Annotated in this window: 24 protein-coding genes and 1 other RNA gene; 12 read left to right on the top strand and 13 right to left on the bottom strand. The window is 40.4% G+C overall.

Going from position 1 to position 26,556, the window contains the following annotated elements; all coding sequences use genetic code 11:
• The first annotated feature begins 31 nt into the window (after window positions 1–31).
• Entirely contained in the window at window positions 32–1,633 is a 1,602-nt protein-coding gene (locus tag BW976_RS10430) for a Na+/H+ antiporter (protein WP_076373160.1), read from the top strand.
• A gap of 88 nt (window positions 1,634–1,721) precedes the next feature.
• Here BW976_RS10430 and BW976_RS10425 read toward each other — a convergent pair whose 3' ends face one another.
• The 7 genes from BW976_RS10425 to rnpB all read right to left on the bottom strand — a co-directional run bounded on the left by BW976_RS10425 (window position 1,722) and on the right by rnpB (window position 9,957).
• Entirely contained in the window at window positions 1,722–2,603 is an 882-nt protein-coding gene (locus BW976_RS10425; RefSeq protein WP_076373158.1) for a bifunctional 5,10-methylenetetrahydrofolate dehydrogenase/5,10-methenyltetrahydrofolate cyclohydrolase, read from the bottom strand.
• A 90-nt stretch (window positions 2,604–2,693) separates the two neighbouring features.
• On the bottom strand, window positions 2,694–3,467 hold the full coding sequence (locus BW976_RS10420; RefSeq protein WP_076373157.1) for a hypothetical protein: 774 nt from the start codon (window positions 3,465–3,467) through the stop codon (window positions 2,694–2,696).
• A gap of 36 nt (window positions 3,468–3,503) precedes the next feature.
• Window positions 3,504–5,291, bottom strand: coding sequence for a translation elongation factor 4 (gene lepA / locus BW976_RS10415; protein ID WP_076373155.1), 1,788 nt, complete (start codon window positions 5,289–5,291; stop codon window positions 3,504–3,506).
• A gap of 46 nt (window positions 5,292–5,337) precedes the next feature.
• The gene (locus BW976_RS10410; RefSeq protein ID WP_076373153.1) at window positions 5,338–7,014 is read right to left on the bottom strand and encodes a hypothetical protein; all 1,677 of its coding nucleotides are present in this window, start codon (window positions 7,012–7,014) and stop codon (window positions 5,338–5,340) included.
• A 392-nt stretch (window positions 7,015–7,406) separates the two neighbouring features.
• Window positions 7,407–7,868, bottom strand: coding sequence for a hypothetical protein (locus BW976_RS10405; protein ID WP_076373151.1), 462 nt, complete (start codon window positions 7,866–7,868; stop codon window positions 7,407–7,409).
• Between the two features lie 100 nt (window positions 7,869–7,968).
• Window positions 7,969–9,348 carry a sigma-54-dependent transcriptional regulator gene (locus BW976_RS10400; RefSeq protein ID WP_076373149.1) on the bottom strand — a complete coding sequence of 460 codons (1,380 nt, stop codon included), beginning with the start codon at window positions 9,346–9,348 and terminating at the stop codon, window positions 7,969–7,971.
• A 226-nt stretch (window positions 9,349–9,574) separates the two neighbouring features.
• An RNA gene (gene rnpB, locus BW976_RS10395) (RNase P RNA component class A) lies at window positions 9,575–9,957 on the bottom strand.
• 410 nt (window positions 9,958–10,367) lie between these two features.
• On the opposite strand from rnpB, the gene BW976_RS10390 reads away from it, so the two are divergent.
• Window positions 10,368–10,766 (top strand): DUF3574 domain-containing protein, encoded by a 399-nt coding sequence (locus tag BW976_RS10390; protein ID WP_076373147.1) that lies wholly within the window; start codon window positions 10,368–10,370, stop codon window positions 10,764–10,766.
• A gap of 167 nt (window positions 10,767–10,933) precedes the next feature.
• Here the strand turns inward: BW976_RS10390 and BW976_RS10385 are convergent, their stop codons facing one another.
• The 4 genes from BW976_RS10385 to BW976_RS10370 are packed head-to-tail and all read right to left on the bottom strand — an operon-like array spanning window position 10,934 to window position 12,936.
• Window positions 10,934–11,356, bottom strand: a complete 423-nt coding sequence (locus tag BW976_RS10385) for a c-type cytochrome (protein WP_076373145.1) — start codon at window positions 11,354–11,356, stop codon at window positions 10,934–10,936.
• Window positions 11,353–12,006 carry an SCO family protein gene (locus BW976_RS10380; protein WP_076373143.1) on the bottom strand — a complete coding sequence of 218 codons (654 nt, stop codon included), beginning with the start codon at window positions 12,004–12,006 and terminating at the stop codon, window positions 11,353–11,355. The genes BW976_RS10385 and BW976_RS10380 overlap by 4 nt, the downstream gene beginning before the upstream one ends.
• Window positions 12,003–12,413, bottom strand: a complete 411-nt coding sequence (locus BW976_RS10375; RefSeq protein WP_076373141.1) for a hypothetical protein — start codon at window positions 12,411–12,413, stop codon at window positions 12,003–12,005. The genes BW976_RS10380 and BW976_RS10375 overlap by 4 nt, the downstream gene beginning before the upstream one ends.
• A 52-nt stretch (window positions 12,414–12,465) precedes the next feature.
• Window positions 12,466–12,936, bottom strand: coding sequence for a DinB family protein (locus BW976_RS10370; protein WP_076373139.1), 471 nt, complete (start codon window positions 12,934–12,936; stop codon window positions 12,466–12,468).
• Window positions 12,937–13,366: 430 nt separating this feature from the next.
• Between BW976_RS10370 and BW976_RS10365 the strand changes: the two genes are divergently transcribed.
• Window positions 13,367–14,731 carry a GH1 family beta-glucosidase gene (locus tag BW976_RS10365; protein WP_076373137.1) on the top strand — a complete coding sequence of 455 codons (1,365 nt, stop codon included), beginning with the start codon at window positions 13,367–13,369 and terminating at the stop codon, window positions 14,729–14,731.
• Window positions 14,732–14,837: 106 nt separating this feature from the next.
• Here the strand turns inward: BW976_RS10365 and BW976_RS10360 are convergent, their stop codons facing one another.
• Window positions 14,838–16,019, bottom strand: coding sequence for an acyl-CoA dehydrogenase family protein (locus BW976_RS10360; protein ID WP_076373367.1), 1,182 nt, complete (start codon window positions 16,017–16,019; stop codon window positions 14,838–14,840).
• A gap of 239 nt (window positions 16,020–16,258) precedes the next feature.
• On the opposite strand from BW976_RS10360, the gene folB reads away from it, so the two are divergent.
• The 3 genes from folB to BW976_RS10345 all read left to right on the top strand — a co-directional run bounded on the left by folB (window position 16,259) and on the right by BW976_RS10345 (window position 19,486).
• Complete coding sequence (folB, locus tag BW976_RS10355) at window positions 16,259–16,618, top strand: dihydroneopterin aldolase (protein WP_076373135.1); 360 nt, start codon at window positions 16,259–16,261, stop codon at window positions 16,616–16,618.
• Entirely contained in the window at window positions 16,615–18,012 is a 1,398-nt protein-coding gene (locus BW976_RS10350) for an FAD-binding oxidoreductase (RefSeq protein WP_076373133.1), read from the top strand. Before folB ends, BW976_RS10350 begins: the two co-directional genes overlap by 4 nt.
• A gap of 487 nt (window positions 18,013–18,499) precedes the next feature.
• Window positions 18,500–19,486 carry a PA5033 family protein gene (locus BW976_RS10345; protein ID WP_139332271.1) on the top strand — a complete coding sequence of 329 codons (987 nt, stop codon included), beginning with the start codon at window positions 18,500–18,502 and terminating at the stop codon, window positions 19,484–19,486.
• 43 nt (window positions 19,487–19,529) lie between these two features.
• Here BW976_RS10345 and BW976_RS10340 read toward each other — a convergent pair whose 3' ends face one another.
• The gene (locus BW976_RS10340; protein WP_076373129.1) at window positions 19,530–19,976 is read right to left on the bottom strand and encodes an acyl-CoA thioesterase; all 447 of its coding nucleotides are present in this window, start codon (window positions 19,974–19,976) and stop codon (window positions 19,530–19,532) included.
• 136 nt (window positions 19,977–20,112) lie between these two features.
• Here BW976_RS10340 and BW976_RS10335 point away from each other — a divergent pair, with 136 nt between their 5' ends.
• The 6 genes from BW976_RS10335 to BW976_RS10310 all read left to right on the top strand — a co-directional run bounded on the left by BW976_RS10335 (window position 20,113) and on the right by BW976_RS10310 (window position 26,516).
• Window positions 20,113–20,553: an Hsp20/alpha crystallin family protein gene (locus tag BW976_RS10335; RefSeq protein ID WP_076373127.1), complete on the top strand. Its 441-nt coding sequence runs from the start codon at window positions 20,113–20,115 to the stop codon at window positions 20,551–20,553.
• A gap of 176 nt (window positions 20,554–20,729) precedes the next feature.
• Window positions 20,730–21,986 (top strand): putative DNA modification/repair radical SAM protein, encoded by a 1,257-nt coding sequence (locus BW976_RS10330; RefSeq protein WP_076373125.1) that lies wholly within the window; start codon window positions 20,730–20,732, stop codon window positions 21,984–21,986.
• A gap of 2 nt (window positions 21,987–21,988) precedes the next feature.
• Window positions 21,989–22,747, top strand: coding sequence for a TIGR03915 family putative DNA repair protein (locus BW976_RS10325; RefSeq protein ID WP_076373123.1), 759 nt, complete (start codon window positions 21,989–21,991; stop codon window positions 22,745–22,747).
• A 760-nt stretch (window positions 22,748–23,507) separates the two neighbouring features.
• The gene (locus BW976_RS10320) at window positions 23,508–24,860 is read left to right on the top strand and encodes a PhoH family protein (protein ID WP_076373121.1); all 1,353 of its coding nucleotides are present in this window, start codon (window positions 23,508–23,510) and stop codon (window positions 24,858–24,860) included.
• A gap of 97 nt (window positions 24,861–24,957) precedes the next feature.
• Window positions 24,958–25,617, top strand: a complete 660-nt coding sequence (locus tag BW976_RS10315) for an MBL fold metallo-hydrolase (protein ID WP_076373119.1) — start codon at window positions 24,958–24,960, stop codon at window positions 25,615–25,617.
• A 266-nt stretch (window positions 25,618–25,883) separates the two neighbouring features.
• A complete protein-coding gene (locus tag BW976_RS10310) occupies window positions 25,884–26,516 on the top strand; it encodes an HAD family hydrolase (protein WP_076373117.1) in 633 nt (210 codons plus the stop codon).
• Window positions 26,517–26,556: the final 40 nt, after the last annotated feature.

The following is a 26,556-nucleotide window of genomic DNA, read 5'->3' as shown; positions in this document are numbered from 1 at the left end:
ATTTTTCATAAAGTTTTATTGATCTTTAGCTATGCATTATTCCCTGTTGCAATTCCTGGTATTATTATTTGCCGCTTTTATGCTCATTATGCTGGCAAAAAAGCTCAATATAGCCTATCCTATATTTTTAGTTTTGGCCGGCCTGGTTATCAGCTATATACCCAAAATACCTGTCATAACCATTGACCCCGACCTGATATTCCTGATATTTTTACCCCCATTGCTATATGAGGCCGCCTGGTATACGTCGTGGAACGATTTCTGGAAATGGAGGCGCCCAATAAGCTTGCTGGCATTTGGATTGGTTATTTTTACTTCAACCATCATTGCCTTTCTGGCTACCGTCATTATACCGGGTTTTACCCTTCCAATGGGCTTTTTATTAGGGGGAATCATATCACCACCAGATGCTGTTGCTGCCACTTCGGTTTTAAAGAACATTAAGATACCCAAAAGAATAACAACTATATTGGAAGGCGAGAGCCTGGTTAATGATGCTTCCAGCTTAATTGTGCTACGGTTTGCCTTGGCGGCAGTGCTAACTGGGCACTTTTCTTTGAATCAGGCAGTCTCGGAGTTTTTTGTGGTTACGTTTATGGGGATAGTGATTGGTCTGGCTGTAGCCCATGTAATGTATGTTGTTCACCGTTTTTTGCCAACAACTGCGGGTATAGATGCTGCGCTTACGCTGTTATCGCCATACTTTATGTACCTGGCAGCCGAACAGTTTCACTATTCCGGCATCATGGCGGTGGTAAGCGGAGGTTTATTTCTATCTTACCGGTCGCATGAAATATTTACCGACGGGCAAAGTCGTATGCAAACCATCAATGTATGGTCAACCCTGGTTATTATTCTTAACGGATTGGTTTTTATACTCATCGGACTGGAACTGCCCACTATTATGAAAGGACTGGACGGCTATTCACAAGCTGAAGCCTGGCGATACGGATTGATCATCAGCGCAGTGGTTATTTTGATCAGATTGATCTGGATCTATCCCGGTACTTACGTGCCCCGCTGGCTATTCAAAAGTATCCGCACAACGGAACCTGATCCGGGTTGGAAGAACCCTTTTATTGTAGGATGGGCCGGAATGCGTGGCGTGGTTTCGCTGGCAGCAGCGCTTTCATTGCCACTAATAACTCATGCAGGGCAAGCGTTCCCACATCGTAACCTCATCATATTTATCACATTCGTGGTGATATTGGTAACGCTGGTATTTCAAGGATTTACATTGCCGGTGCTGGTTAAATGGATGAATATAAAAGATATGGATTCGACGGTACCCGAAGATCAGCAGGAAATGACCATCAAGATCAGGCTGACAGAGGTGGCGCTAAAAAGACTCGATGAGCATTATTTTGATGAAATAGAGAATAACCATTTACTACAGGTATTAAAAACCGAATTGCAAAATAATGTTATACACGCCACCGCACGCCTGGACTCGCTAGAGCATGGAGATGCCCACCAAACACAAAGGGCTATCTATCGAAAAGCGCTAAAAGATATTTATCAGCATCAGCGAAAGGAACTTTATCAAATCCGAAAAGAGAAAAAATTCAGTGACGAAGCTATTCGGAGACAAGCTATGCAGGTTGATCTTGCCGAAATGAAGATATTGAAGTAAATAAGGGTTAGGTTAAGTGAATAGTTGATTGAGCTGAATTAAGTTAGAACTATTTAACTCAATCAACTATTCACTTAATTTAATCCGCTTATTGATAAATCTCTTTATTAGCCGAAGCCAATGTATTTTTAAGCAAACCTATAATGGTCATTAAGCCAACGCCGCCCGGTACCGGGGTTATCCATGACGACTTTGGAGCTACGTTTTCAAAGTCAACGTCGCCATATAGTTTGTAGCCCGATTTGGTTAGGGCAGAGGTTTCGCGGTTCATACCCACATCAACTACCACTACACCATCTTTTACCATATCTGCCGTGATAAAATTCTTTTTGCCAATAGCTACGATCAAAATATCAGCCTGTAAAGTAATGCTTTTAATATCAGGAGTACGACTGTGGCATATAGTAACCGTACAATTACCAGGCGTAGTATTGCGGGCCATTAAAATGCTCATCGGCGAGCCTACAATATTGCTGCGACCAACAACCACACAATGTTTACCCACCGTATCGATACCATATTCTTTCAGCATCAGGGTGATGCCATAAGGCGTAGCTGGTATAAATGAAGGTAAATTACGTTGCATGCGACCCAGGTTTACCGGGTGAAATCCATCCACATCTTTACGATGATCAATGCGTTCGGTTACTTTTTCCGGATCGATATGTTTAGGTAGGGGAAGCTGCACGATGATGCCATCGATATCCGCATCAGCGTTTAGCTCCTCTACTTTCTTTAACAGTTCTTCTTCAGTTACATTGTCCTCATAACGTACCAGGGTTGATTTAAAACCAACCTTTTCACAGTTTTTCATTTTGCTGGCCACATAGGTCTCGCTGCCACCATCATGACCAACCAATACGGCCACCAAGTGCGGTTGCCTGCCGGTTCGTTGTAATATTTTAGCCGCTTCTTCGGCTACTTCAACCTTAAGTTTTTCTGATACGTACTTTCCGTCAAGTAATTGCATACAAGTATTAATAATGCTTTTATATACTATATTAAAGAATCAAATAACAGTAAACAGCGTAAAACGTTGGTATATGTTAATTTGATTAATTTACTTCGATTGTGATTTATAAGTAGCTATCTTAAAATTACTAACAACCACCTTGCTTTTATTGTCTGATTTAATAGGAGCACTAAGGAAAAAATATTTTACCCTGTTTTTATTAAACAGCAAAGCATTAGCCACTTTGGCTTTATCAAGATAAACACGCATCCTGTCGCCATCAACAGCAATGGAAACGTGCATAATTTGATTAGCATAGCTAACCAGATCGAGCTTGGTAGAAGCATCAAAATTTGTAGCGCTGCTGGCAATATTAACTTCATCGCCATTAGAATATCTTATACTGACAGCATTTATACCACCAGCATTATAAGCATCCGGTACATATTGGCTTACACTATTATCTTTTGCAAAACCAAATATTACGGGCGATAGGTCCTCCGTTTTATCAGCAGAAGCAACAATATCAAATTCAATAGTAAATTTTGCTGGCAGCGAATGTGGATTGGTTAACTTATAAGAGCAAAAATTTTGTAATGTCAGCCACTTACCATCAATACCCGGCAATGTTATTACCTTACCAAGCCCATTTGATTTCCAATTTTTAGACATATTGCCGGTAAAATTGTCTGAAAATATGACTGAATCTGCAGGGATAAAGTCAAAAGCCGAATCAATAATAGGTTTTTGAGCTATTGTAAAAGCAGAATTTTTTTTAGTTTTAGTCAATAAATCATCATATTGTGTTTTAGCTTCAATATGATGTACAGTAATTAATAATAATACGATTGAAGGAAATATCTTCAAAAATTGTTTTTTCATTAGGATGATAAATTATAGGTTTAGTAGATGGTAGATTTAATCCAGTTTTAAAACCGCCATGAATGCCGATTGAGGTATCTCTACGTTACCTACCTGGCGCATGCGTTTTTTACCTTTTTTCTGTTTTTCCAATAGCTTACGTTTACGGGAAATATCACCACCATAACATTTAGCGGTAACATCTTTACGTAAAGCCTTTACCGTTTCGCGGGCGATGATCTTAGCACCGATAGAGGCTTGTATAATGATCTCAAATTGTTGGCGCGGTAAAAGTTCTTTCAGTTTTTCGCAGATCTTTTTACCAAAGTCATAAGAGTTACCCCTGAATATTAAGGACGATAAAGCATCAACCGGTTCGGCATTTAACTTGATATCTAAACGTACTAAATCACTGGTGCGATAGCCAATCTGGTGATAATCAAATGAAGCATAGCCTTTAGAAATTGTTTTCAACTTATCGTAAAAGTCAAATACAATTTCGCCCATTGGCATTTCAAATACAAGCTCTACCCGGTCAGACGTTAAGTAAGATTGGTTCTTTATAAATCCCCTTTTCTGGATACAAAGTGACATTACCGACCCAACAAATTCAGATTTGGTAATGATAGTTGCTTTAATATACGGCTCTTCAACGCGGTCAATTTTACTTGGATCCGGAAGGTCAGACGGGTTATTTACTATAATTTCTTCTCCTTTGGTGGAGTAGGCGAGGTAAGATACGTTAGGTACTGTAGTGATTACCGTCATATCAAACTCACGCTCCAAACGTTCCTGGATGATTTCCATGTGCAGCATGCCCAGGAAACCGCAACGGAAACCAAAGCCTAATGCCGCTGATGATTCCGGTTCAAAAACCAGAGATGCATCATTCAGCTGCAGTTTAGCCATCGATTCGCGCAATTCTTCGTAATCCTCTGTATCAACCGGGTAAATACCGGCAAATACCATTGGCTTTACTTCTTCAAAACCTTGTATGCCACTTTCACAAGGGCGGTTAATAGTGGTAATGGTATCACCAACCTTTACCTCACGCGATTCTTTTATACCCGATATGATATAACCAACATCGCCAGTTTTAATAACATCTTTTGGTAGTTGTTTGAGTTTTAAAGTACCAACTTCCTCAGCAATATATTGTTTTTCGGTAGCAAAGAATTTTACTTTATCGCCCTTGCGAATCTCGCCGTTAACTACCTTAAAGTAAGCTACAATACCACGGAAGGAGTTATAAACTGAATCAAATATCAATGCTTGTAAAGGTGCTTCAGGATCACCTACCGGGGCAGGCACACGCTCAACAATGGCACGCAATATATCATGAACACCCATGCCGGTTTTACCCGATGCAGCTAATATTTCTTCGCGTTTACAACCTATCAGCTCTACGATCTGATCTTTCACTTCCTCTGGCATAGCGCCGGGAAGATCCATTTTATTCAGAACAGGGATGATCTCCAGGTCGTTTTCTAACGCCAGGTAAAGATTGGATATGGTTTGGGCCTGTATGCCCTGAGCCGCATCAACAATAAGCAGGGCGCCTTCACAAGCTGCTATAGAACGGGAAACCTCGTAAGAGAAATCCACATGGCCCGGGGTGTCTATTAGGTTCAGTGTATATTTCTGACCATCAAGCACATAATCCATTTGTATGGCATGGCTTTTTATGGTGATACCCCGTTCGCGTTCCAAATCCATATCGTCAAGCAATTGTGCCTGCGATTCGCGTTGGGTAATAGTATTGGTGTATTCTAATAACCTATCGGCAAGTGTACTCTTACCGTGGTCAATATGTGCTATGATACAAAAATTACGAATATGCTCCATTGAACCGCAAAAATAGCTTTTTAGGATGATATTTTGATATACTGTTTTAATTAGCAGCTTCTACAAACACCGGAGTTTCTGAAACCTTTACAGTTACCTTACCCAATGTTGTGGAAACCTGGGTTTTGACAACTGCATTTGCACCTGCTTTTAAACTATAAATATTAGCTTTCAAAGCCAGTAAACCTAAGTTAAGGGTGTAATCAGCCGTACGTCCTTTTTGATCTGGGATCATTAAAACGTACATTACTTTACCGCCGGAAACATATTTATCAACCACAGGATCAGCGTTTATAGTACTTTGATAGGCATAATTTCCCATCAGTGTATTGGTTTGTAGTATGTAGTCTGTCGCTGGTCTTGACTTAGCGTCTGTGGCAAGACCAGATGTAGCGTACTGGACATCAACATCGGGGGTATCATCCAGCAACTGGTAATAGAACGTTTTTTTGATACCATGCCTGATATACAAAAGGGATGTTCTTAGTATCCAATCGGCCTGAGTTAAAAGGACTGATTTATCGCCAATAGCGATAGCTTTTTGATAACTGCCCTGGTTAATATCATAACCTGTTTCTGTTACCCAAACCTCGGGCTTTTGAGCAAGTGTGTTGGCATACTTTACAAATGAATCGGCAATTTGGCCAGCCATAGAGAGCTCTGGCGCCACCCCGGTAGTTGCCCTGGCATGGGTAAGTATATTGCCATCATTATTATAAAAATGAAAGTTGATCACATCAAAGCACAGGTTGACAGTTCCATCGGCTTTGTAGCCCCTGTTTTTGCGGCACCACTCTACCATTCTTTTAACCCAATTTACATCGCAGGTGGCCAAACCTCCCATCACTACCTGCATACTGGGGTCGGCGGTTTTTACACCAGCGTTATTGCCTAATCTACCTTTGTCTCCATCATAAAATGCCGACATATTTGCTGCGTATTCCTCCGGGGTTTGCTGTGTAGCAGCGCTTTTCCACCATTTATCGCGCTCGTTATCGCATTCAATATATTTTACGAGCCCCATGCCAATCTTAACCTCGTTTGGAGTATCGTTTGTCCATCGCGGGCGGCTGTCAACCTTAACCAGGGTCTTATTTACATTACCGTTATAGCCGTACCTTGCGGCAAATTGAAAAGCGGTACGAGCCTGATCGGCATAGGTTGACGGGTCACTTTTATCCAGTCCATAAGGAGCTGGTACATTTTCATTATCCTGTAAATTGGGAGGATAGGTATTTTCCAACCAGGTAGGGCAATTTTTCAGATCGGCCAAAACCAAAATACCCTCTTGTTTGCAACGGGTGTATATGAGGTCATAATCCCAGCTGCCGTTATTGGTTGGGTTATAGGTGTAATCGCCTTTGGTGTTTTCGAGCTTATTCCAGTTCATGTAATGCCTTACCGAACTAAAGGACTTGATAACCGCCATATTAGCCTCATAAATATGGCTTTTCAAATTAGGATTAGCGGGATCCTGCAAAAAATTCCATTCATAAGCATTAATACCGAACATGTTTTTTAAAGCTACACTGTGCGGAAGGAGCGAACTATCGGTTGTTGTGTCTTTTGAAATAACGGTACCATCCGGAGTTTTCGGGCCATCATTTGTGGGTTTAAGTTTTTCTGTCCGGCAGTTATTGAAAAATAATAGAGTAAGGGATAAAACGACAGTAAATTTACAGGACACAAGCATTTTAGCTGTTTTTGACAATAGTGCGTTCATATAGGGCTATTGCAAAGATAATCAGTTTCTGATCAAATTCGCTATTTAGCTTTTTTACCAGGAGGCTAAGACTATTAACGGTCTCACCATATCGGGGAAAACTTTTTAAACCTTAAATTTTAACACTTTTCGATTCAAAAATGGGGTAAAACTGCTCAAAACTTGTTTAAAACCTCTCATTTTAACACTTTTTAACAAATTACAGTCCCGTTTTGATACGTTTTAAAAACTTTAAAAAGTCTTAATTTATTGACTGTCAAATAACTAGTTACCAAACGGTCAGTTTTTGGGATGCATTTCTCCTTAACAAAACAGCCCGGTTTCCCTTTTGATCAGGAAACCGGGCTGTAGCATATACAAAAATACGAAATTTTTTAAACAGATCCTAAGCCTTAGCGAAGCTTAACGTAGGTTTCAATGATCTCGTGATCAATTTTTAAACTGTCTATTTTTTCAATACCTTTTTGTATTAGGGTGTCGTGTTTAAACTCCACAGTAAATTTAAAATCGCGGTTTTCCCAATCGCGGGCATTGCAATAAGCCAGGTGTTCTGCGTAGTTGTTACCAAGCAAGGTATAGGTGCCGCTGCCTGCGCTAAAAACGGGTTGATCAACTTTTCCTTTTTTTAAGTCATGGGTAAAGAAGGCGAAATCGGAGCCATTAAATATCTTAACCATTTCCTGATCTTTTGGTGGAGTAGTTACCGTGGTATCACCTTTTATAATGCTCTTGCTTGATACTAAATGCCAGGTGCCAATTAGAGATTGTGGTGCGCCTTTTTCTGTTTCAGCAGGTTTCTGTGTACAGCCGGCAATGGCAAAAATGCAAAACGATAGTAAAAATGTGGCTCTCATAATGTGTTAGGGTTTATTACAATTGTAGATATTTTAGCCCAATAAAAAAAGTGATTGAGCCTTAAGTTCAATCACTTTTTTAAATTATTTCAAAAGTTTATTATTCGCCTCTTTTCAAACCGAATTTTTCTATCTTACTATATAGATGACTGCGTTGTATATCAATGTCATCGGCTGTTTTAGATACGTTCCAGTTGTTTTTTTCCAGTTTGAATTTGATGTACTCCCGCTCTGCAAAATCTTTATATTCCTGGAAGTTATTAAACTGATCAAAATCCGTTTGTGCCCCACCGCCACTCTCGCCGCCCGCCGCCGCAGGCGCCGAAGGATTGGCAAATGCCTTCACATCGTTATCTGTAATGGTTTTATCGCTCAGGATAATCAGGCGTTCCACCATGTTCCTAAGTTCGCGGATGTTGCCTGTCCATGGTAAAGCTTTCAGAGCATCAAGGGCTGCATCAGATATTTTTTTAATGGGCATACCATACTCATTACAAATCTCATCCAGAAAGCTCTGTGTAAGCAGAGTGATATCGTCCTTACGTTCAACCAATGGCGGTACGTGTATCAGTATCACACTCAGGCGGTGGTAAAGGTCCATCCTGAAATTACCGGCTTCAATCTCTTTAAGCAGATCTTTATTGGTAGCAGCAACTACACGTACATCAACATCTATTTCTTTTTCGCCGCCTACACGGGTGATTTTACTTTCCTGTAAAGCGCGTAAAACTTTGGCTTGTGCCGATTGACTCATATCGCCAATCTCATCCAGGAAAAGTGTACCGCCGCTGGCAGATTCGAACTTACCAATGCGTTGTTTGATTGCTGATGTAAAGGAACCTTTTTCGTGACCGAAAAGCTCACTCTCAATTAATTCTGACGGAATGGCCGCGCAGTTAACCTCAATAATAGGAGCGGATGAGCGGTTTGATTTTTCGTGTAACCAGCGAGCCACTAATTCTTTACCGCTACCATTTGCTCCGGTGATTAAAACTCGGGCATCGGTAGGGGCCACCCGGTCGATAGTTTCCTTTATTTTAAGAATAGCCTGGGAGTTACCCAAAATTTCACGAACTTTTGAAACCTTACGTTTTAAAACCTTGGCTTCTACAACCAGGCTTCCGCGATCAAGGGCGTTGCGTACAGTAATCAGCAGACGGTTTAAATCAGGTGGTTTTGATATAAAATCAAATGCGCCCTTTTTGCTGGCTTCTATGGCGGTTTCAACGGTGCCATGACCAGATATCATGATAAAAGGCAGATCAGGTTTTATGGCCAAACCCTCGGTAAGCACCTCCATGCCATCCATGCGGTTCATTTTTATATCGCACAGTACCAGGTCGTAATCATTTTTTTCTATCAGCTGCAATCCGTCAACCCCATTGTCAACATCTTCAACCTCATAGTCCTCATATTCCAATATTTCACGCAAAGTATTACGGATCGCCCGCTCATCATCAATGATTAAAATTTTAGCCATGTTTTTTTATTAAAGTAAATCAGGTAGTTTTTTTAAAGTCCGAAGTCTTTAGTCTTAGGTATGAAGTCATCAATTGAAGACTATTTAAGAATAGACTTCAGACTTAAAACTCGGGACTCAAGACTTCATTTCAGCTTGCTAATATATAAGATTTTGTATAGAAAAATAAACACTTGTGCTTGTAACAAAAATAACCCCTTCCTGTTTGCAGGAAAGGGTTATATAATTCAGCAGCAAATCTGTAAGCCGGGTTCTGTATTGCTTAAAAGCAATTTCTATCATTAATCTGGCCCTGCCATTGCTGACAGGTTTAAACAACCTACCCATCCCGGAGTAGTACCCGAAGGCATTGCGGGAGCGAGCAGCTCCACTTCCGGGACCTATTTGGTTTTTCAACTCCTGAGGTTTACCATCATTTCCGGTCGCCTGGAAACGTCGTGAGCTCTTACCTCACGGTTTCACCCTTACCCCGATAAATCGTGGCGGTTTATTTTCTGTTGCACTTGCTGTCGCCGGCTGCCGGCGCCTTCCCGTTAGGAAGCAGGATGCTCTGTGTTGCCCGGACTTTCCTCCGCTGTACAAGACAGCAGCGATAGAACGTTTTGCAGGAGCAAAGGTAGGGATTTTTTTTGTGGAAGGAGCCCCATATAAATCTCCCCCAAAAGGGGAGACTTCAAAAACGTGCTTTAAAGCCCTCTCCTTTGAAGAGTAATAGCCCATCATATGACAGGATTAAATTTAAAAGCATGGGGATATGTGCGATTCCCTCCCTTGGGAGGGTAGGGAGGGGTTTTATACTGCCTGCATCACGAATAAGCCCCTCCCTGCTACCGCGCAATCCATCGCACCCCTCCCGAGGGAGGGAATTTAAGCTGCTAATAATCAGGCTGTCTTTTCATGGGCTATTACTCTTTGAAGAGGGTTGGGTGAGGCTATTTATAATCATTAATTAAACAATATGCACAATAATTAAATTTTATTTTTATTATTTTTGATGCATACCAAAACCTTTTACACCTATGAAAAAGAATAGCCATCTCATGCTACCTGTGTTTTTTTGCCTGTCTTTGGCTTCTTGCGCTACTTATCAGCGAACAGATCTGTTTTTTGGAAGGGATATCCCCGATGGCGGGCAGGTTAGCGAACAACAATGGAAAAGTTTTAGCGACAGTGTGATCAGTCACTTTTTCCCCGAAGGATATACGGAATGGAATGCCGACGGCCGCTGGAAGGACACCAAAACAAAAGTAACCATAACAGAACCTACCAAAGTGGCTACCTTTTTTGGAAAACCAAGCAAACAACGGGAGGCAGCGTTGGATAGCATTGCTCAACTGTATATACATCGGTTCAGACAGCAAAGTGTGCTGAGATCTGACAGTAAAACCAATGTGCAGTTTATTAGTAAAAAGCAGTAATAATAAGTTGCTAAAAAAACGGGGGTCACCCTGAGTTCCGTCGAAGGGCGAGCGTAGAGGCCTGCCCACCATGCTTCGACGGCGCTCAGCATGACACCCTCTTTATGGTTATAGGACCGACATAAAGTCTCTGGCATGACCATCATAACACGAATAAGATACCTTACTTACCTGCAATTTTTCAGATCAGCCTGTACCTGTTGCAGGTCTATCAAACCCTGCTTATTCCCAAAGGAGTTGGTAACATAGGTTAATACTTTAGCTATTTCAATGGGCGACAGATCAGCCGCAGCCGGCATTTCACCCTCAAACTCGCGACCGACGATGCTCAATTTTCCTTTAAGTCCGTTTTTTATATAGCAAGCCAGCGATGGTCGGTTTTGTTTCATAAAAACAGAATCGGTAAGAGGAGGGATTAGCGCCTGCAAGCCTTCGCCTTTTTCGCCATGACAGTTTTGGCAATGTGCAAGGTACAAAACACTACCGCCAGAATAATAACGGTTAAACTCCACCTGCTCATCGCTTTGGCAAGACGCCACCAGGGCAACGATGAACAGTAAGCCTATGCCTGTAATAAACGCTAATTTCATTTAGCTGCAACCTGATCGGGTTCGGTTTTTAAAGTTTTAATATCAGCAATTAACTTGGTTACCTGTGCCGGGTCGGTACCATCGTAGGTGCCACGGAGCCTTTTTTGTTTATCAACCAAAATAAAATAGCCATCGTGTATATATTCTCCTTGAGGATTTTTTTCCTGTACCGACACCAGGTAATTTTTGGCTATCTGGTAGGTTTCTTCTTTGGTGCCATGTAAAAGCCACCAGGTATTACCGCTGATGCCCATTTTGTCGGCATATTTTTTTAATACCGGCACAGTATCATATTTAGGGTCGATGGTATGGGATATGATCCTGAAATTATCATCAGCCTTAAATTCCTTATACACGTTAAGCATATTACGGTGCATTACCGGACAAATAGAAGGACAGGTGGTGAAAAAGAAATCGGCCACGTATATTTTGCCATCCAAACTTTTATTGGTTATGGTATCAGCGTACTGATTCACAAATTTAAATGTCGGTATGGTTGAATAAACCGTGTCGGTAACTTGTTTACCATCAACTGTTTTGATAACTGGCTCCCTGTTGCCCAAAATAGGGAGCGTATTAGTGGTTCCGCTACCTGGTTTGCAGGCGCTATAAAATGCTATGACAATTAATGCACAGATGATGTTTTTCATTTTTTAGGGGTTGTATTGAGGTATTTATTAGAAATGGTTACTGCTTTGTTTATCTGCGAGTCAATAACCACTATCTTTTTTTTCTGATCGGTTAAATAATCAATGACTTCCTGGTGCGATTTGCCTCTATTTTCGGCATCAAACTTATGCATCCAATCGCTCATCGCATTATCAGCATCATCAACAATTTTCAGATAAACTTTAGCTGAGTCCTGGTTAACAGCGGCCGGAGCATTTTTGATAATGCTATCCAGGATCATTTTATTTTTCATTAATTGCTCATCGCTGCCCATTACCTTATCATGAATGGCAATAACACTGTCTAAAAGTAATTTTTCCTGCTTTTTATTATCTCCACAGCCGCATAAAGCAACAGCTGTTAAAATCACTAAACTAATTTTTTTCATGGGTCTCTTTCTCGATAGAAGTATGTACTGGCAAATATGGCAAATAAACAGGTTAAATGCCGCTTCTTAATAATCTTAAATAATAGCTATAGTCAGTAATAGGTAAACTTTCTGCACCGGCTAATCTTAACTGCTGGCCAACCTGTGCCCTGGTATGCGTACCATGATTAATTACATGGGTTAATATATCTGCCAGCGAGTCCTGGAAATAATCTCCTCTGAAATTCTGATACTTAATTATCTTATCAAAATCGGCCTCGGTTAAATCATTTAAATAGCTTATCCATTGATCGTGACATTCCGGAACAAGCTGCGTGCACTCTTCAATGGCATAGTCAAGCCAGGGGCTACTAAATTTGTTGGGCAAGCTATGACAGCGGCTATACCAAATCTGCTCGGCTGTTAGCAAATGTGCAAACAGCTGTAATGGCTTAGGAGGCACATGAGCATCTGTTATGGCGTTCAATAACAGATCATTGGCAAAACGGTTATAATTGAACAGTTTAATAAAGTGTGTTTTCATGAGATGAGAGATAACGGTAAACAAGTATCCGGCTTAAATTGCAAAACTCAAAATCAGAATTTTATCTGTTTTTATCCTGTTTACTTCAAAACATATAGTATTTAAAACTTATTCTTTAAATAAGTACTTGTTTCACAATAAATTACTAACTTTAAGTAAAACATACCGTTTAGTTAAACCGTACAACAGCCAGGGTTTAATAATATGATAATATAACTGTTACAATAAGGTTATACCAGTATGTTACCTTTAACTATATATTTAAAAACATAGTTATGAAATTCATCACGATTTTTTCAAGGTTGATCAGCAGTGTTCGCGAATGGATGATCCTGAAGAGTATGAGATCATCTTTCATACATTAAGTTGTCCGTTAAATTTTTCTTTTATAAATATAATCGCAATTTTGGGCTTTGCGTAGCTCAATTTAATGGAACTAACTGATCAAGATACATTACTCCGACAACAACTTTTTGGCCCCGACTTTACTTGGGGCGTTTCAACCGCTGCATTTCAGATAGAAGGATCTCCTGATGCCGATGGCAAAGGTGAATCCGTATGGGATACTTTTACTGCTAAGAAAGGTAAAATACTAAATGCAGCCCATGCCCGTACAGCCTGTGATTTTTATAACAGGTATGAGGAAGACATTGACCTGATTAAACAGCTTCATATCCCTAATTTCCGGTTTTCTATATCCTGGTCGCGCCTTTTACCAAATGGCACTGGCGAAGTAAACCAGGCTGGTATTGATTATTATAACCGGGTTATTGATTATTGTATCAAAAAAGGGGTAGAGCCCTGGGTTACCGTTTATCATTGGGACCTGCCCCAGATACTGGAGCAAAAAGGAGGGTGGACAAACCGCGAAGTTATTGATTGGTTCGGTGAATTTGCGACCCTGTGCGCCAAAAGTTTTGGCGATCGTGTAAAACACTGGATGGTGATGAACGAGCCGGTTGTTTTTACCGGTGCTGGCTATTTTTTTGGTATCCATGCTCCCGGCAAGAGTGGCATCCGGAATTTTATCCCAGCAATACATCATGTAGTGCTTAGTATAACCGCTGGGGCTAAAATATTACGGAAATTAGTGCCCGAAGCACAAATAGGCTCTACATTTTCATGCTCACAAATTGAACCCGCTACCGATAAACCACGTGATGTTGCCGCCGCTGTAAGAGCTGATGCGCTGATAAATCGTTTGTTTATTGAGCCTATTTTAGGCATGGGTTATCCTGTAAAAGAGTTACCTATACTGAAGACCATCCAAAAATACGTACTGCCGGGCGACGAAGACAACATGCACTTCGATTTTGACTTTATAGGCATCCAGAATTATACCCGGGAAATTGTAAAATATTCCTTTTTCACGCCTTATATCAATGCCAAAATGGTAAAGGCCGAAAACAGAAAGGTAGAAGAGCTTACCGCTATGCGCTGGGAGGTTTATCCGCCATCTATCTATCATATGATCAAAAAGTTTGATGCTTACCCGCAGATAAAAAGCATTATTATCACCGAAAATGGCGCTGCTTTCCCGGATGTACTGAATGAAGGCAAAGTTGATGATGCCAGGCGTCTGCGGTATCTTCAGAATTACATAAGCCAAGTTTTAAAGGCAAAAAACGAAGGCTGCAAGGTAAATGGCTATTTTGTTTGGACATTGACCGATAATTTTGAATGGGCCGAAGGTTACCATCCTCGTTTCGGGTTGATCTATGTTGACCATAGTACACAACAACGCATTATTAAGGAATCCGGCAAATGGTACGCTGAGTTTTTATCAGAAGGGTAAAATAGATGTGCAGATTACAAATGTGCAGATATGCAAATGAAAAGAATTTAGGCATTTTACCAATAATGTCTTCATCTGCACATCTAAAATTCGCACATCTGCACATCTATTTAAACGCGTCTTCCCCCGTAATATCCATACCGGTTATCAGCAGGTGAATATCATGTGTACCCTCGTAGGTGATCACCGACTCCAGGTTCATCATGTGCCTCATAATAGAGTACTCTCCGGTTATACCCATGCCACCCAGCATTTGGCGGGCCTCACGGGCTATGTTAATAGCAGTTTCTACACTGTTACGTTTAGCCATGGATATTTGAGCAGGTGTTGCCCTGTTTTCGTTTTTAAGTACCCCTAAACGCCAAACTAATAGCTGAGCTTTAGTGATCTCGGTGATCATTTCGGCTAGTTTCTTTTGTTGTAATTGAAAGCCGGCAATAGGTCGGCCAAACTGAACACGTTCTTTGGAATAGCGCAAGGCTGTATCGTAGCAATCCATAGCTGCACCAAGCGCTCCCCAGGCAATGCCGTAGCGGGCCTGGTTAAGGCAACCTAATGGCCCCTTTAAGCCTGCCACATTGGGTAATAGGTTTTCTTTGGGTATTTTTACATGATCAAAAACCAATTCGCCGGTGGCGGATGCTCTTAGTGACCATTTATTATGCGTAGTAGGGGTGCTGAAACCTTCCATTCCACGCTCCACAATTACTCCGCGTATTTTGCCACTCTCATCTTTAGCCCAAACAACGGCTATATCGGCAAATGGCGCATTGGATATCCACATTTTGGCACCGTTCAAAATATAGTGATCGCCGGCATCTTTAATATTGGTGGTCATTCCATTTGGATTTGAGCCATGATCAGGTTCGGTAAGGCCAAAGCAGCCTATCATTTCGCCAGATGCCAGCTTGGGCAGATATTTTTTACGCTGTTCTTCAGAACCATAGGCATAAATAGGATACATCACCAAGGAACCTTGAACAGATGAGGTGGAACGGATACCAGAATCGCCACGCTCAATTTCCTGCATGATGATACCATAAGCCATATAATCCAAACCGGCACCACCATATTCAACAGGTATAGTTGGGCCAAAGGCACCTATCTCGGCAAGACCTTTTATAAGTTGACTGGGGAATTCAGCCTTTTGCGCATAATCCTCAATAATGGGGCTTAATTCTTTCTTCACCCAGTCGCGCACGGATGAACGGATGAGCTTATGTTCTTCGGTTAGCAATTCATCTAATTGATAATAATCAGGCGCTTCGTATAGATCTGTTTTAGCCATAATGTTATAGTTGGTGGGCAAATATAGATGATTTAGGGTGGAGTTGATTAAACCCAAATCGCTGTTTTTGAATACCAGAAGCCACTTTATTCCAAAAACTAGGTTTAGATTGTTTAAACCTGCTTTTTGCAAATTATATTTTTTTAAGAAAAATCATTAACTGGTCATTCCTGATAAATTTTAATGATCACCAGGTGTAAACAGGCCTGCCAAATCAAAAAATCAATTACTTTTGGAGCATGATAAACATAGCCTTGCAGGGTGCAGATTTTTTTGCCTATCACGGGTTTTATCCGGAGGAACAAAAAATAGGATGCCGTTTTCTGGTAGATATTGCCGTAGGTTTTGAACCGGTAACCGACCTGAAAGACGGTTTGCATAATACGGTTGATTATGAAAAAGTATATACCATAGCTTGCGAGGAGATGAAAATCCCCAGCAAACTGATAGAAACTGTAGGACAAGCCATTACTAATCGTATCCAAAACAAATATCCGTTTGTAAAAACCATCCAGGTTACGATCAAAAAATTAAATCCCCCGTTGACGGGACGTGTAGCCCAGTCGAGCGTTACTATTAATTACCCACCAACAACATGAATTATAATATCATAACACCACCTGTAATTGAAGCTATTACGACTATAGTTGGTGCCGACGCGGTTATTGTGCAGCATGATGATCTTGAAAAATACAGCCACGATGAAACCGAGGACCTGGTTTACTACCCCGAGGTAGTCGCCAAGCCACAGACCCCGGAAGAAGTTGCCGCCTTATTGAAGCTATGTAGTAAGCACCGCATACCGGTTACACCGCGAGGAGCTGGTACAGGCTTAAGCGGTGGCGCACTGCCCGTTAAAGGTGGTTTACTGATTGCCATGGAACGCTTTGATAAAGTGTTGGAAATTGATGAGCAAAACCTACAGGCTACGGTAGAACCCGGCGTAATTACCGAGGAATTCATGAACCAGGTGGCCGCCAAAGGTTTGTTTTACCCGGTTGATCCAGCCAGTAAGGGGAGCTGCTTTATTGGCGGCAATGTGTCGCATGGTTCGGGTGGGCCACGCGTGGTAAAGTATGGTACTATACGTGAGTATGTATTGAACTTACAGGTGGTTTTGGCTTCGGGCGAGATCATCTGGACGGGTGCCAATACCCTTAAATATGCTTCAGGTTATAATTTAACCCAGCTGATGATAGGCTCAGAGGGCACTTTGGGCATCGTTACCAAAATTGTGGTTAAGCTTATACCCTTGCCAACCGTTGATGCCCTGATGCTGGCTTCATTTCCAAGTAATGAAATTGCCTGTGCGGCTGTGTCTGCTATATTCAGGGCAGGTATTGTACCATCAGCATTGGAGTTTATGGAACGCAGGGGAGTGGAGTGGGTAATGGAGTATGATGATATTGCTTTTGATCTAAAAGATGGTGTTGAAGCTTTTTTGTTGATAGAAGTTGACGGCAACAACCAGGATGTGATATTTGCCGATTGCGAAAAGATCAACGCGGTTTTAGAAAACTACAATTGCAGCGATGTGCTGTTTGCAGATTCATCGGCACAAAAAGAAGAACTTTGGCGTTTGCGGCGTACCATGGCGGTATCGATAAAATCAAATTCTGTTTACAAGGAGGAAGATACAGTAGTACCCCGTGCTGCATTGCCACAATTAATAAAAGGCATCAAAGAAGTAGGCTCTAAATATGGTTTTGAATCTGTTTGTTACGGCCATGCCGGTGATGGTAACCTACATGTAAACATTGTTAAAGCCAAAATGAGCGATAGCGACTGGACAAATAAACTCAAGTTCGGCATCCGAGAAATATTTGAACTAACCGTATCATTAGGCGGTACGCTATCCGGCGAACATGGTATAGGCTTGGTTCAAAAAGAGTTTATGCCGATAAAATACTCTGATGTTCATTTTGCCTTATGGAAAGGCATAAAAAAAGTATTTGACCCGAACGGGATACTAAACCCCGGAAAGATATTTTAACAAATGTGCGAATTAACTCCCTGAGGACTTCGCCGTTTCAGATGCGCAGACGGTATCAACATTTTGCGCATCTGATTTTTTGCTCTGCTTTTATTTTCAGTGTCTTCCCACCTATACAAGAGCATATTATACTACATCATTGGCTCTCATACTTATTATTGATAATTAAAATGTATTTTTTTAATTATTTCACAATAATCTCATTATTAAATAATTAAATATCGTATTTTAAAATAAAAAAATCTGATGTAGTAATGTTGAGTCTCCGATTTTGCAATTGCTTTATTATCTGCTCAACTTAGCAATGCACAAACTAATCCTTACTCAATCTTAACACTTTATACCATATATTATTTCATAATCAATGTAAATATTACATGGCAGTATAGGAAACCACTAAGGTTACTTGAGTGAAGAGGACTTACAAAAGCAAACATCCGTTTATTATCATATTAATAATAATATCACTAAAACCAAATCATTATCTATGAAAAATTCATTTACCGCAAAAAGAAGTCTTATTGCTATTGCAAAAGTCACCTTCACCGTTTTCTGTCTGCTAAGTATTTATTCGTGCAAAACAAAAAATGATGAGATTCCCTCGCCAAATTCTTCACCCCAATCATTAACCACCGCCAAAACAAAAGTTAGTTCGAACTCCGGTGTACTTATGGGCACTATTGATGTTGATGGCGATGGCGTTCCCGATAACATTTATAATAACGGATCCTTCATAACTGTAGTGCGTGCCTCTGGTTTAAGTCATCAATACCCTGTAGGCGGTGGCGCATGGGCATTATTATTTGGCAACGCCAGCAGTATAGTAGACCTGGACGGCGTTGCCGGCGCTGAGATTCCGGTAAATATTGGCGGAAGCTTGCTTATCATTAATGACAGACTGGGTACTACCTCCACGTACCCCATCGGCAACGGAAGCTGGGCGGCCGCGCCTGGCAGTATTGCCGATCTGGATGGAGTAGCTGGTGCAGAAATACCTATTGTTAACGGTAGTCAGCTTATCATTATAACAGCAAGGACAGGCACAAAATCATCTTATCCTATCAGTTCCGGAAATTGGGCGGTGGTGCAGGGTGGTACTACCGACCTGGATGGAGTACCAGGTGCCGAAATAACCATAGTAAGTGGGTCGCAACTCATAATATTTACGGCTAAAACAGGGCAAATGAATTCGTACCCTATGGGTTCCGGAAGCTGGGCCATACTTTCCAATGGCTTTCAGGATTTTGATGGAATTCCAGGTAATGATATAGCTATCACTCAGCCGGAAAGCTCAAGAAATAACCTGATCATTGTTCATCCAAAATCACGCACCACCACTACTTATTCAACATTGGGGTACTGGTATTTGGTAAGCTATGCCAATAGTGGTACGAATGGTGTTTATATCAATCTATTCTCGACAACTTATAATAAAAACTATACAGTAGTTGATGCTACGAAAACTATACGCTAACATTTAAAAAACAGTCACCGCATAGCTCTGTGGTGGCTGTTTTTTAATTCGTATTCAATATCAGTCTTGGTTCATCATACTCAATCATACTGCGGCGCTCATTGGCGGGGATAGATACTGATTTATTGGCACTGTAATCATAGCTAATGCAAATAGTTTTGCCGGTTGTTACAATTTCTTCACCATGTTCAGTTATCCTAACCAATACATGCATCACATCAAAACTACTGTTGCCGATACGTACGGTACGCACATAGCAGGCTATCTGGTCATTAATGGTAATAGGTTTCAGGTAGTTGATCTCTGACCGGCCCAGGATAATACCCGCATGATTCCAATCCCAGTTAATGATCTCTTTCCAGTAATTGCTTCTGGCTATTTCAAAATAGGTTAAGTACACGGCATTGTTCACATGCCCGAAGGCATCTATATCTGAAAAACGGATGGGGATGGCCGTTTTATACTTGTAATCTGTAATTTTTTCGCTCATTTAGGTCATTTTGTCTGTATTAAATCAATTTATAATGACAAATTGTCGCTTATGTATTGATTTTATAGCTTGGTACAACACTTGATTAATAGCTTACGAAGTTAACAAAAACAAAAACTTAAAGGAGACATTAAAAATGACACTTGTAAAATTCAACAACGGATTAAAAAATAACGCGGTAAACCCATTCTTTAATGATGTATTGGACTCTTTATTGAACGACTCATACATTGGTAATAAATTAGTAGCCCGTGTGCCTGCGGTAAACATTGCCGAAACTGAAAACGAATTTCAGATTGAATTGGCTGCACCTGGTTTAAAGAAAGAAGATTTTAAGATCAACCTGGATAAAAATGTATTAACCATTTCGGCCGAAAAGAAAAGCGAGAGCGTAGAAGAAGGTAAAAAATTCAGCAAACGCGAATACAGCTATAACTCTTTCAACAGATCATTCACTTTACCAGAAAGCGCTGATCATTCAAAAATTGAAGCAGATTATACCGATGGTGTATTGAAGCTGATTGTAACCAAAAAAGAAGAAGCTAAATTTCAATCAAGAGAAATAGCCATTAAATAATTAAAGATTGTTTTCATAAAGTAGTTAGTTTGGTTTTTTAGAAAGGTCGCTCCGTAAGGGGCGGCCTTTTTTGTTATTGAACTATAGAGAACTCATTCCATACTACAACCTAAAGTGCTGAAATATATTCTTATTAAATATCAACATGCTAAAATTATTAGTATTTTTGATTTCATATGGATGCAGAACGAATAACAGAGAAGTTGAATATACTAGCAGACGCCGCTAAATATGATGTATCATGCGCATCAAGCGGCAGTAAACGCAAAAACGAAAATAAGGGACTTGGGAATGCCAGTAATGGCATCTGCCACAGCTATACAGAAGACGGCCGCTGCGTATCGTTACTGAAAATTCTGCTTACCAATCATTGTATTTTTGATTGCGCCTACTGTGTGTCGCGTAAGAATAATGATATTAAACGGGCGGCTTTTACAGTGCAGGAAGTTGTTGATCTGACCATTAATTTTTACCGGCGAAATTATATTGAGGGCTTGTTTTTAAGTTCGGGAATTTTTAAAGATGCAGATTATACCATGGAACGCTTGGTTAGGGTAGCCAAAAAATTGCGTACCGAGCATAATTTTAACGGCTATATACACCTTAAATCAATTCCTGGCGCCAGTGATGAATTGATGCGGGAGGCTGGCCTTTACGCCGACAGACTAAGTGTGAACCTGGAAATGCCAACAGAGGCCGGTTTAAAATTATTAGCTCCTGATAAAAACCGTCAGGATATGATCAACCCCATGAGCTTTTTGAAAAAGGAGATCATTCAGCGAACCGAAGAAAAGAAGCTATTTAAAAACGCCCCTATGTTTGCGCCGGCAGGCCAAAGCACACAAGTAATTATTGGCGCTACACCCGAGAGTGACCAACAGGTATTGCAATCAGCTAATTATTTTTATAAAAACTTCAATTTAAAACGGGTGTATTACTCCGGTTATGTGCCGGTGCTGATAGATAAACGCTTACCGGCATTAAACACAGCAGTGCCCATGGTGCGTGAAAACCGCCTCTACCAGGCCGATTGGCTCATGCGATTTTATGGCTTTCACGTAAATGAAATTGTAAACCAGCAACAACCATTACTTGATCTGGATATTGACCCTAAGCTGGGCTGGGCTATCCGTAATATGCAGGCTTTTCCTGTTGATATAAATAAGGCCGATCTGCAAATGATATTGCGAGTGCCGGGGATAGGCTTGTTATCGGCACAAAAAATTGTAAGCGCCCGCAAGTTTGCCAAATTGAGTTGGGAACAACTTAAAAAAATAGGAGTAGCCATTAACCGGGCCCGGTATTTTATTATATGTAAAAGCAATGAATTTGAGCGGAGAGACCTGACAGGCAATAACATCAAGCAGTTTATCCTGGCCGAATCAAAAAGTAAGTACATTAAAAATACCCAAACCCAACTCAACCTGTTTTGATCATGTACTCTTTAATTTACGATGGAACATTTGAAGGTTTACTGACTGCAGTATTTGAAATATACGATCGTAAGCTGCTCCACGTAAAATTAATAAAAGGAGAATGGCGTTCCAGCGCGTTGTTTGAAGAGGTATTACAGATTATTACCGATGAAAACCGCGCCAACAGGGTACTGAAGGGATTATGTAAAAAGTTATCAGCCGCAGGGCTGCAAAGATTATATATTGCCCATATGGCCGAAATGGCAAATGAAGAAAGCGCGATTGTAGGTTTTATCCGCTACGTTTTTGATACAGATCAGAATGTTGAAGAGGATTATGGAAACAAATATGTGATGCGCATCTCCGAGATCATCAAAATGGTACGTCGCGAAAAACACCGGATGGAGGCATTCGTGCGTTTCCAAAAACTAAAGGATGAAACATTTTACTCGGCTGTAGAACCTGATTTTAATGTATTACCATTATTGATCAGGCATTTTAAAAATAGGTATACCGATCAAAAATGGATCATTTATGATATTAAGCGCGGGTATGGATTGTATTATGATCTGCATGATATACAATACATTTCGCTTGATTTTTCTGAAGTGAACAACCCCACGAATGTAATAACAGCATTTAGCGATGATGAAAGTATTTATCAGCACCTATGGAAAAACTATTTTACTAGCGTAAATATCGTTTCCAGGAAAAATACCAGGTTACATTTAAGGCATATTCCCAAGCGTTATTGGAAGCATTTAACAGAGAAAATTTAGAGTATTTTCAATTTTACGATTTTTGCAGAGGAGAAAAACCCTTGATTTCCATATTGTTTGTGAATAAACCTATTGTTTGTAACCGTTGTTACTTTTCAACAATAAACAAATAATTAACTGATAAACAACACTTAGTAAATGTTTATAAACTAATTATAAATGTTAATAACGTGTTAATAAAAAATAAACAAAATCCTTGCAAAATCATCCATATGTCCCGATATTGAAATCATCAAGAACGACGTACATTGACAGCCTTTCAGGATTACAGAAGTTGAATCGGGTTAGCCTTCGGGAGAACTAAAGAACAATAGAAGTGCTTGAGTCACATGAAAAAATGAAAAAACGAAAGTCTTTGAAAAAAGATTGTGATTAAAAGAGGTATTGGGAAAATGCAGGAACTTCACGGAGAACCGCAACAGAACCAATGACATTGGAGGAGTCGACAGTTCGAAAGAACGACGGACAAGGTCATGCCGGTAATGATACACAAAACTTGGTGCTACTGGGAAGCTATGGCAGAACAGTGGTCGGGAAACGGGAGCTCAATTCGAAAGAAAAGACTCCCGTTTTCATGTTTATAAGATTTTGTAGTCTTCTCTGCCTGTTTACTTTCGCAACAGCAACTCACAATAACTAATATCAGGCATACCACATTCGCCAGCGTCTCAAACGGCGAAATTCTCAAAGAAGTTAATTCCCAAATCCAAGATGATCTTTGTGCTTGAAACTAACGGCATATTCCTTAAATTAGGCGGATATGAATAAAGATGGTAAGAACGGGACTATTGTAAGTAATAAAATATTTGTTTTAGATACCTCAGTGATCCTTTACGATCACAATGCATTTCAGAATTTCCAGGAACATGATGTGGCCATACCTATACAGGTACTCGAAGAACTGGATAACAAAAAAAATGGTAATGATACCCGCAATTTTGAAGCTCGCAGCTTTATCAGGCTCATGGATGATCTGTCGCGCAATAGCCTGGTAAATGAATGGATCCCACTCAATGGCAAAAGCAAAGGCAGTTTTAAGGTGGCTATGGATGTTAAAACGACCGCTATTGATGCCGAAGAGATTTTTGGTTCCGATAAAACAGACCACCGCATACTAAACGCGGCATTAGGTTTACAGGAAGAAAATCCAGGTAAAAAAGTGGTACTGGTATCAAAGGATATCTGCTTGCGACTAAAAGCAAAAGCCCTTAACCTTCATGCGGAAGACTACGAAACAGGCAAGATTAAAAACCTGGCTGAATTGTATACCGGGCAAACTGATGTAAACAAGGTCACCGAAAAATTGATCAACCAGCTCAATAAACAAGAAAACCTGCCTGCCGAAAGTTTGCATATAGCATCATATACCAATAACCACTTCTATATATTAAAGGGTAAAAACAGTGATGTCCCGGGTTTTTACAATACACAAACCCGTCAGCTTGAAAAGGTTATCGAACAACCGGTATTTAACATATTACCCAAAAATATAGAGCAGGCTTTTGCTATTCATGCTTTATTACATCCCGATATTAAACTGGTAACCATACAGGGCAATGCGGGTACAGGCAAAACCCTGCTGGCCCTGGCCAGCGCACTGGAGCAGCGTAAATATTATCGTCAAATTTTTGTTACGCGGCCAATTGTGCCTTTAAGTAATAAGGATATTGGTTTTTTACCTGGTGATATCAAATCAAAGATTGACCCGTATATGGCACCAATATGGGATAACCTGAAATTTATCAAAGACCAGTTTATGGACGATGAAAAAATGCAGGCCAAAATTGATGAACTGGTAACCAACGATAAAATATCGATAGCCCCACTTGCTTTTATCCGCGGTCGTACGCTGAGCAAAATATTTTTTATTGTAGATGAAGCACAAAATCTTACACCGCATGAGGTAAAAACCATTATATCACGTGCTGGCGAAAACAGTAAATTTGTTTTTACAGGAGATATTTATCAGATAGATACACCATATCTGGATGCCGAAAGCAATGGTTTATCCTACCTGATAGATAAAGCTAAGGGGCATCCCTTATACGCGCATATCACGCTGCAAAAAGGGGAGCGGAGCGAACTGGCCAATTTGGCCAACGAATTGTTGTAATTTTAGTATCAAGTAGCCAGTATCAAGATTTTTGAATGCATTACAAGGCAAATGTAGGTGTCGTGATACTAGCTACTTGATACCAAACTACCGTTATATGAAAATATCAAAATATCTCCATTCATGTCTTGTATTTGAGCTCGATGGCTATAAAATTTTATTTGATCCCGGCGATTTTTCTTTTATTGAAGGCCTGGTAACGCCGCAAATGTTTGCCGACGTCAATGTTATTGTGATCACCCATATCCATCCCGATCACTTTGTAATAGATATTTTACAGAAAATTGTAAATATTAGTGGTGCGCATGTGGTAACCAACAGCCAGGTTGGCGAACAATTAGAGAAAGCAGGAATAAAATATTCTATCTTGGAAGAAGGCACTGAACATTTTGGCCCATTTAAACTGAAGGCCTTCCCGGTAAAGCATGCCTTGATCATGGACAACCCTTTACCTCAAATGACGGGCTTCCTCATCAACGACAAAGTATTGCACCCGGCTGATTCAATGGTAGATAAATTATTGAAATTCAAAGATATAGAATTACTCATTATGGTAACCATGGCGCCATTTGCAAGCGAGGTGATGATAACCGCCTTTGCCGATGCGTTAAAACCGCGACAGATATTGCCCGTTCATGATGGATATGCCAAAACGTTTTTCATTCAGAAACGCTACGCAGCTTATGTGAAGCATTTTGATAAATTGGGAATTAAATTCCATCAGGTTTATCAGATTGGAGACAGTATAACTATCTAATAATCAAACACAAAAATATTATTTAAAACAAAAAACCGAAGCCGTATCCAGACTTCGGTTCTATATTTTTATCAAATAAAATGTTGTAAAATAAAAAAAGCCCCTACCTTTTACGGTAGAGGCCCTATGGAACCAACCTCCTGCTAAGCTGGCCCACATTAACCTTATCACACTGCTAAGGTGAAGATTAATAATGAAGAAAACATGAACTTCTGTTTTATGCTTGGTGTAAATTTTACATCTTAGCAAAAAACAATATTGCTTATATGCAGAAACCCGACAGCCTGATATTTGACATGGACGGAACCCTTTGGGATGCCGTTGACACCTACGCTAACTCCTGGAACCTCGTATTTGAAAAAATGAGTATTCAACGTGTTATCGGTCGCGATGACCTGATGCAGCTGATGGGTATGGAAGGCAAAAAACTAACCAAGGTACTCATGCCCAATTTTGATGAGGATAGGGCACAGGGCATTTATATGGATGTAAATGAAACCCGCAGGCAAATACTCCCCACCAGCGGCGGTATCATGTACGATGGGGTAACAGAGGGGATTAAGCAATTAGCAACCAAATACAAAATCTTTATACTCAGCAATTGCGCTGTAGGCATTATCCCTTTATTTATCAGCTGGGCCAAAATTGAGGATGATATTACCGATTCCATAGCTTACGGGCAAAACAATATGCCCAAGCATCATAACATGCAATTGCTGATTGATAAGCACCATTTAAAACACCCGGTTTATATAGGTGATACCAATGGTGACGCTGAACAGACACGTATGGCTGGGATACCATTTATATTTGTAACTTATGGTTTTGGCAAAACAGACGATTATGCCCTGAAGTTTGATGATTTTAAATCATTAACAAAATATTATATGAGTTTGTGAGTTTTTAAAGCGTTAGCCAAATTTCATCTACCCCTAAAAT

Source organism: Mucilaginibacter lappiensis, assembly GCF_900155965.1.
Classification (GTDB): Bacteria; Bacteroidota; Bacteroidia; order Sphingobacteriales; family Sphingobacteriaceae; genus Mucilaginibacter; species Mucilaginibacter lappiensis.
This window is presented reverse-complemented; position numbering and strand designations above follow the sequence as displayed.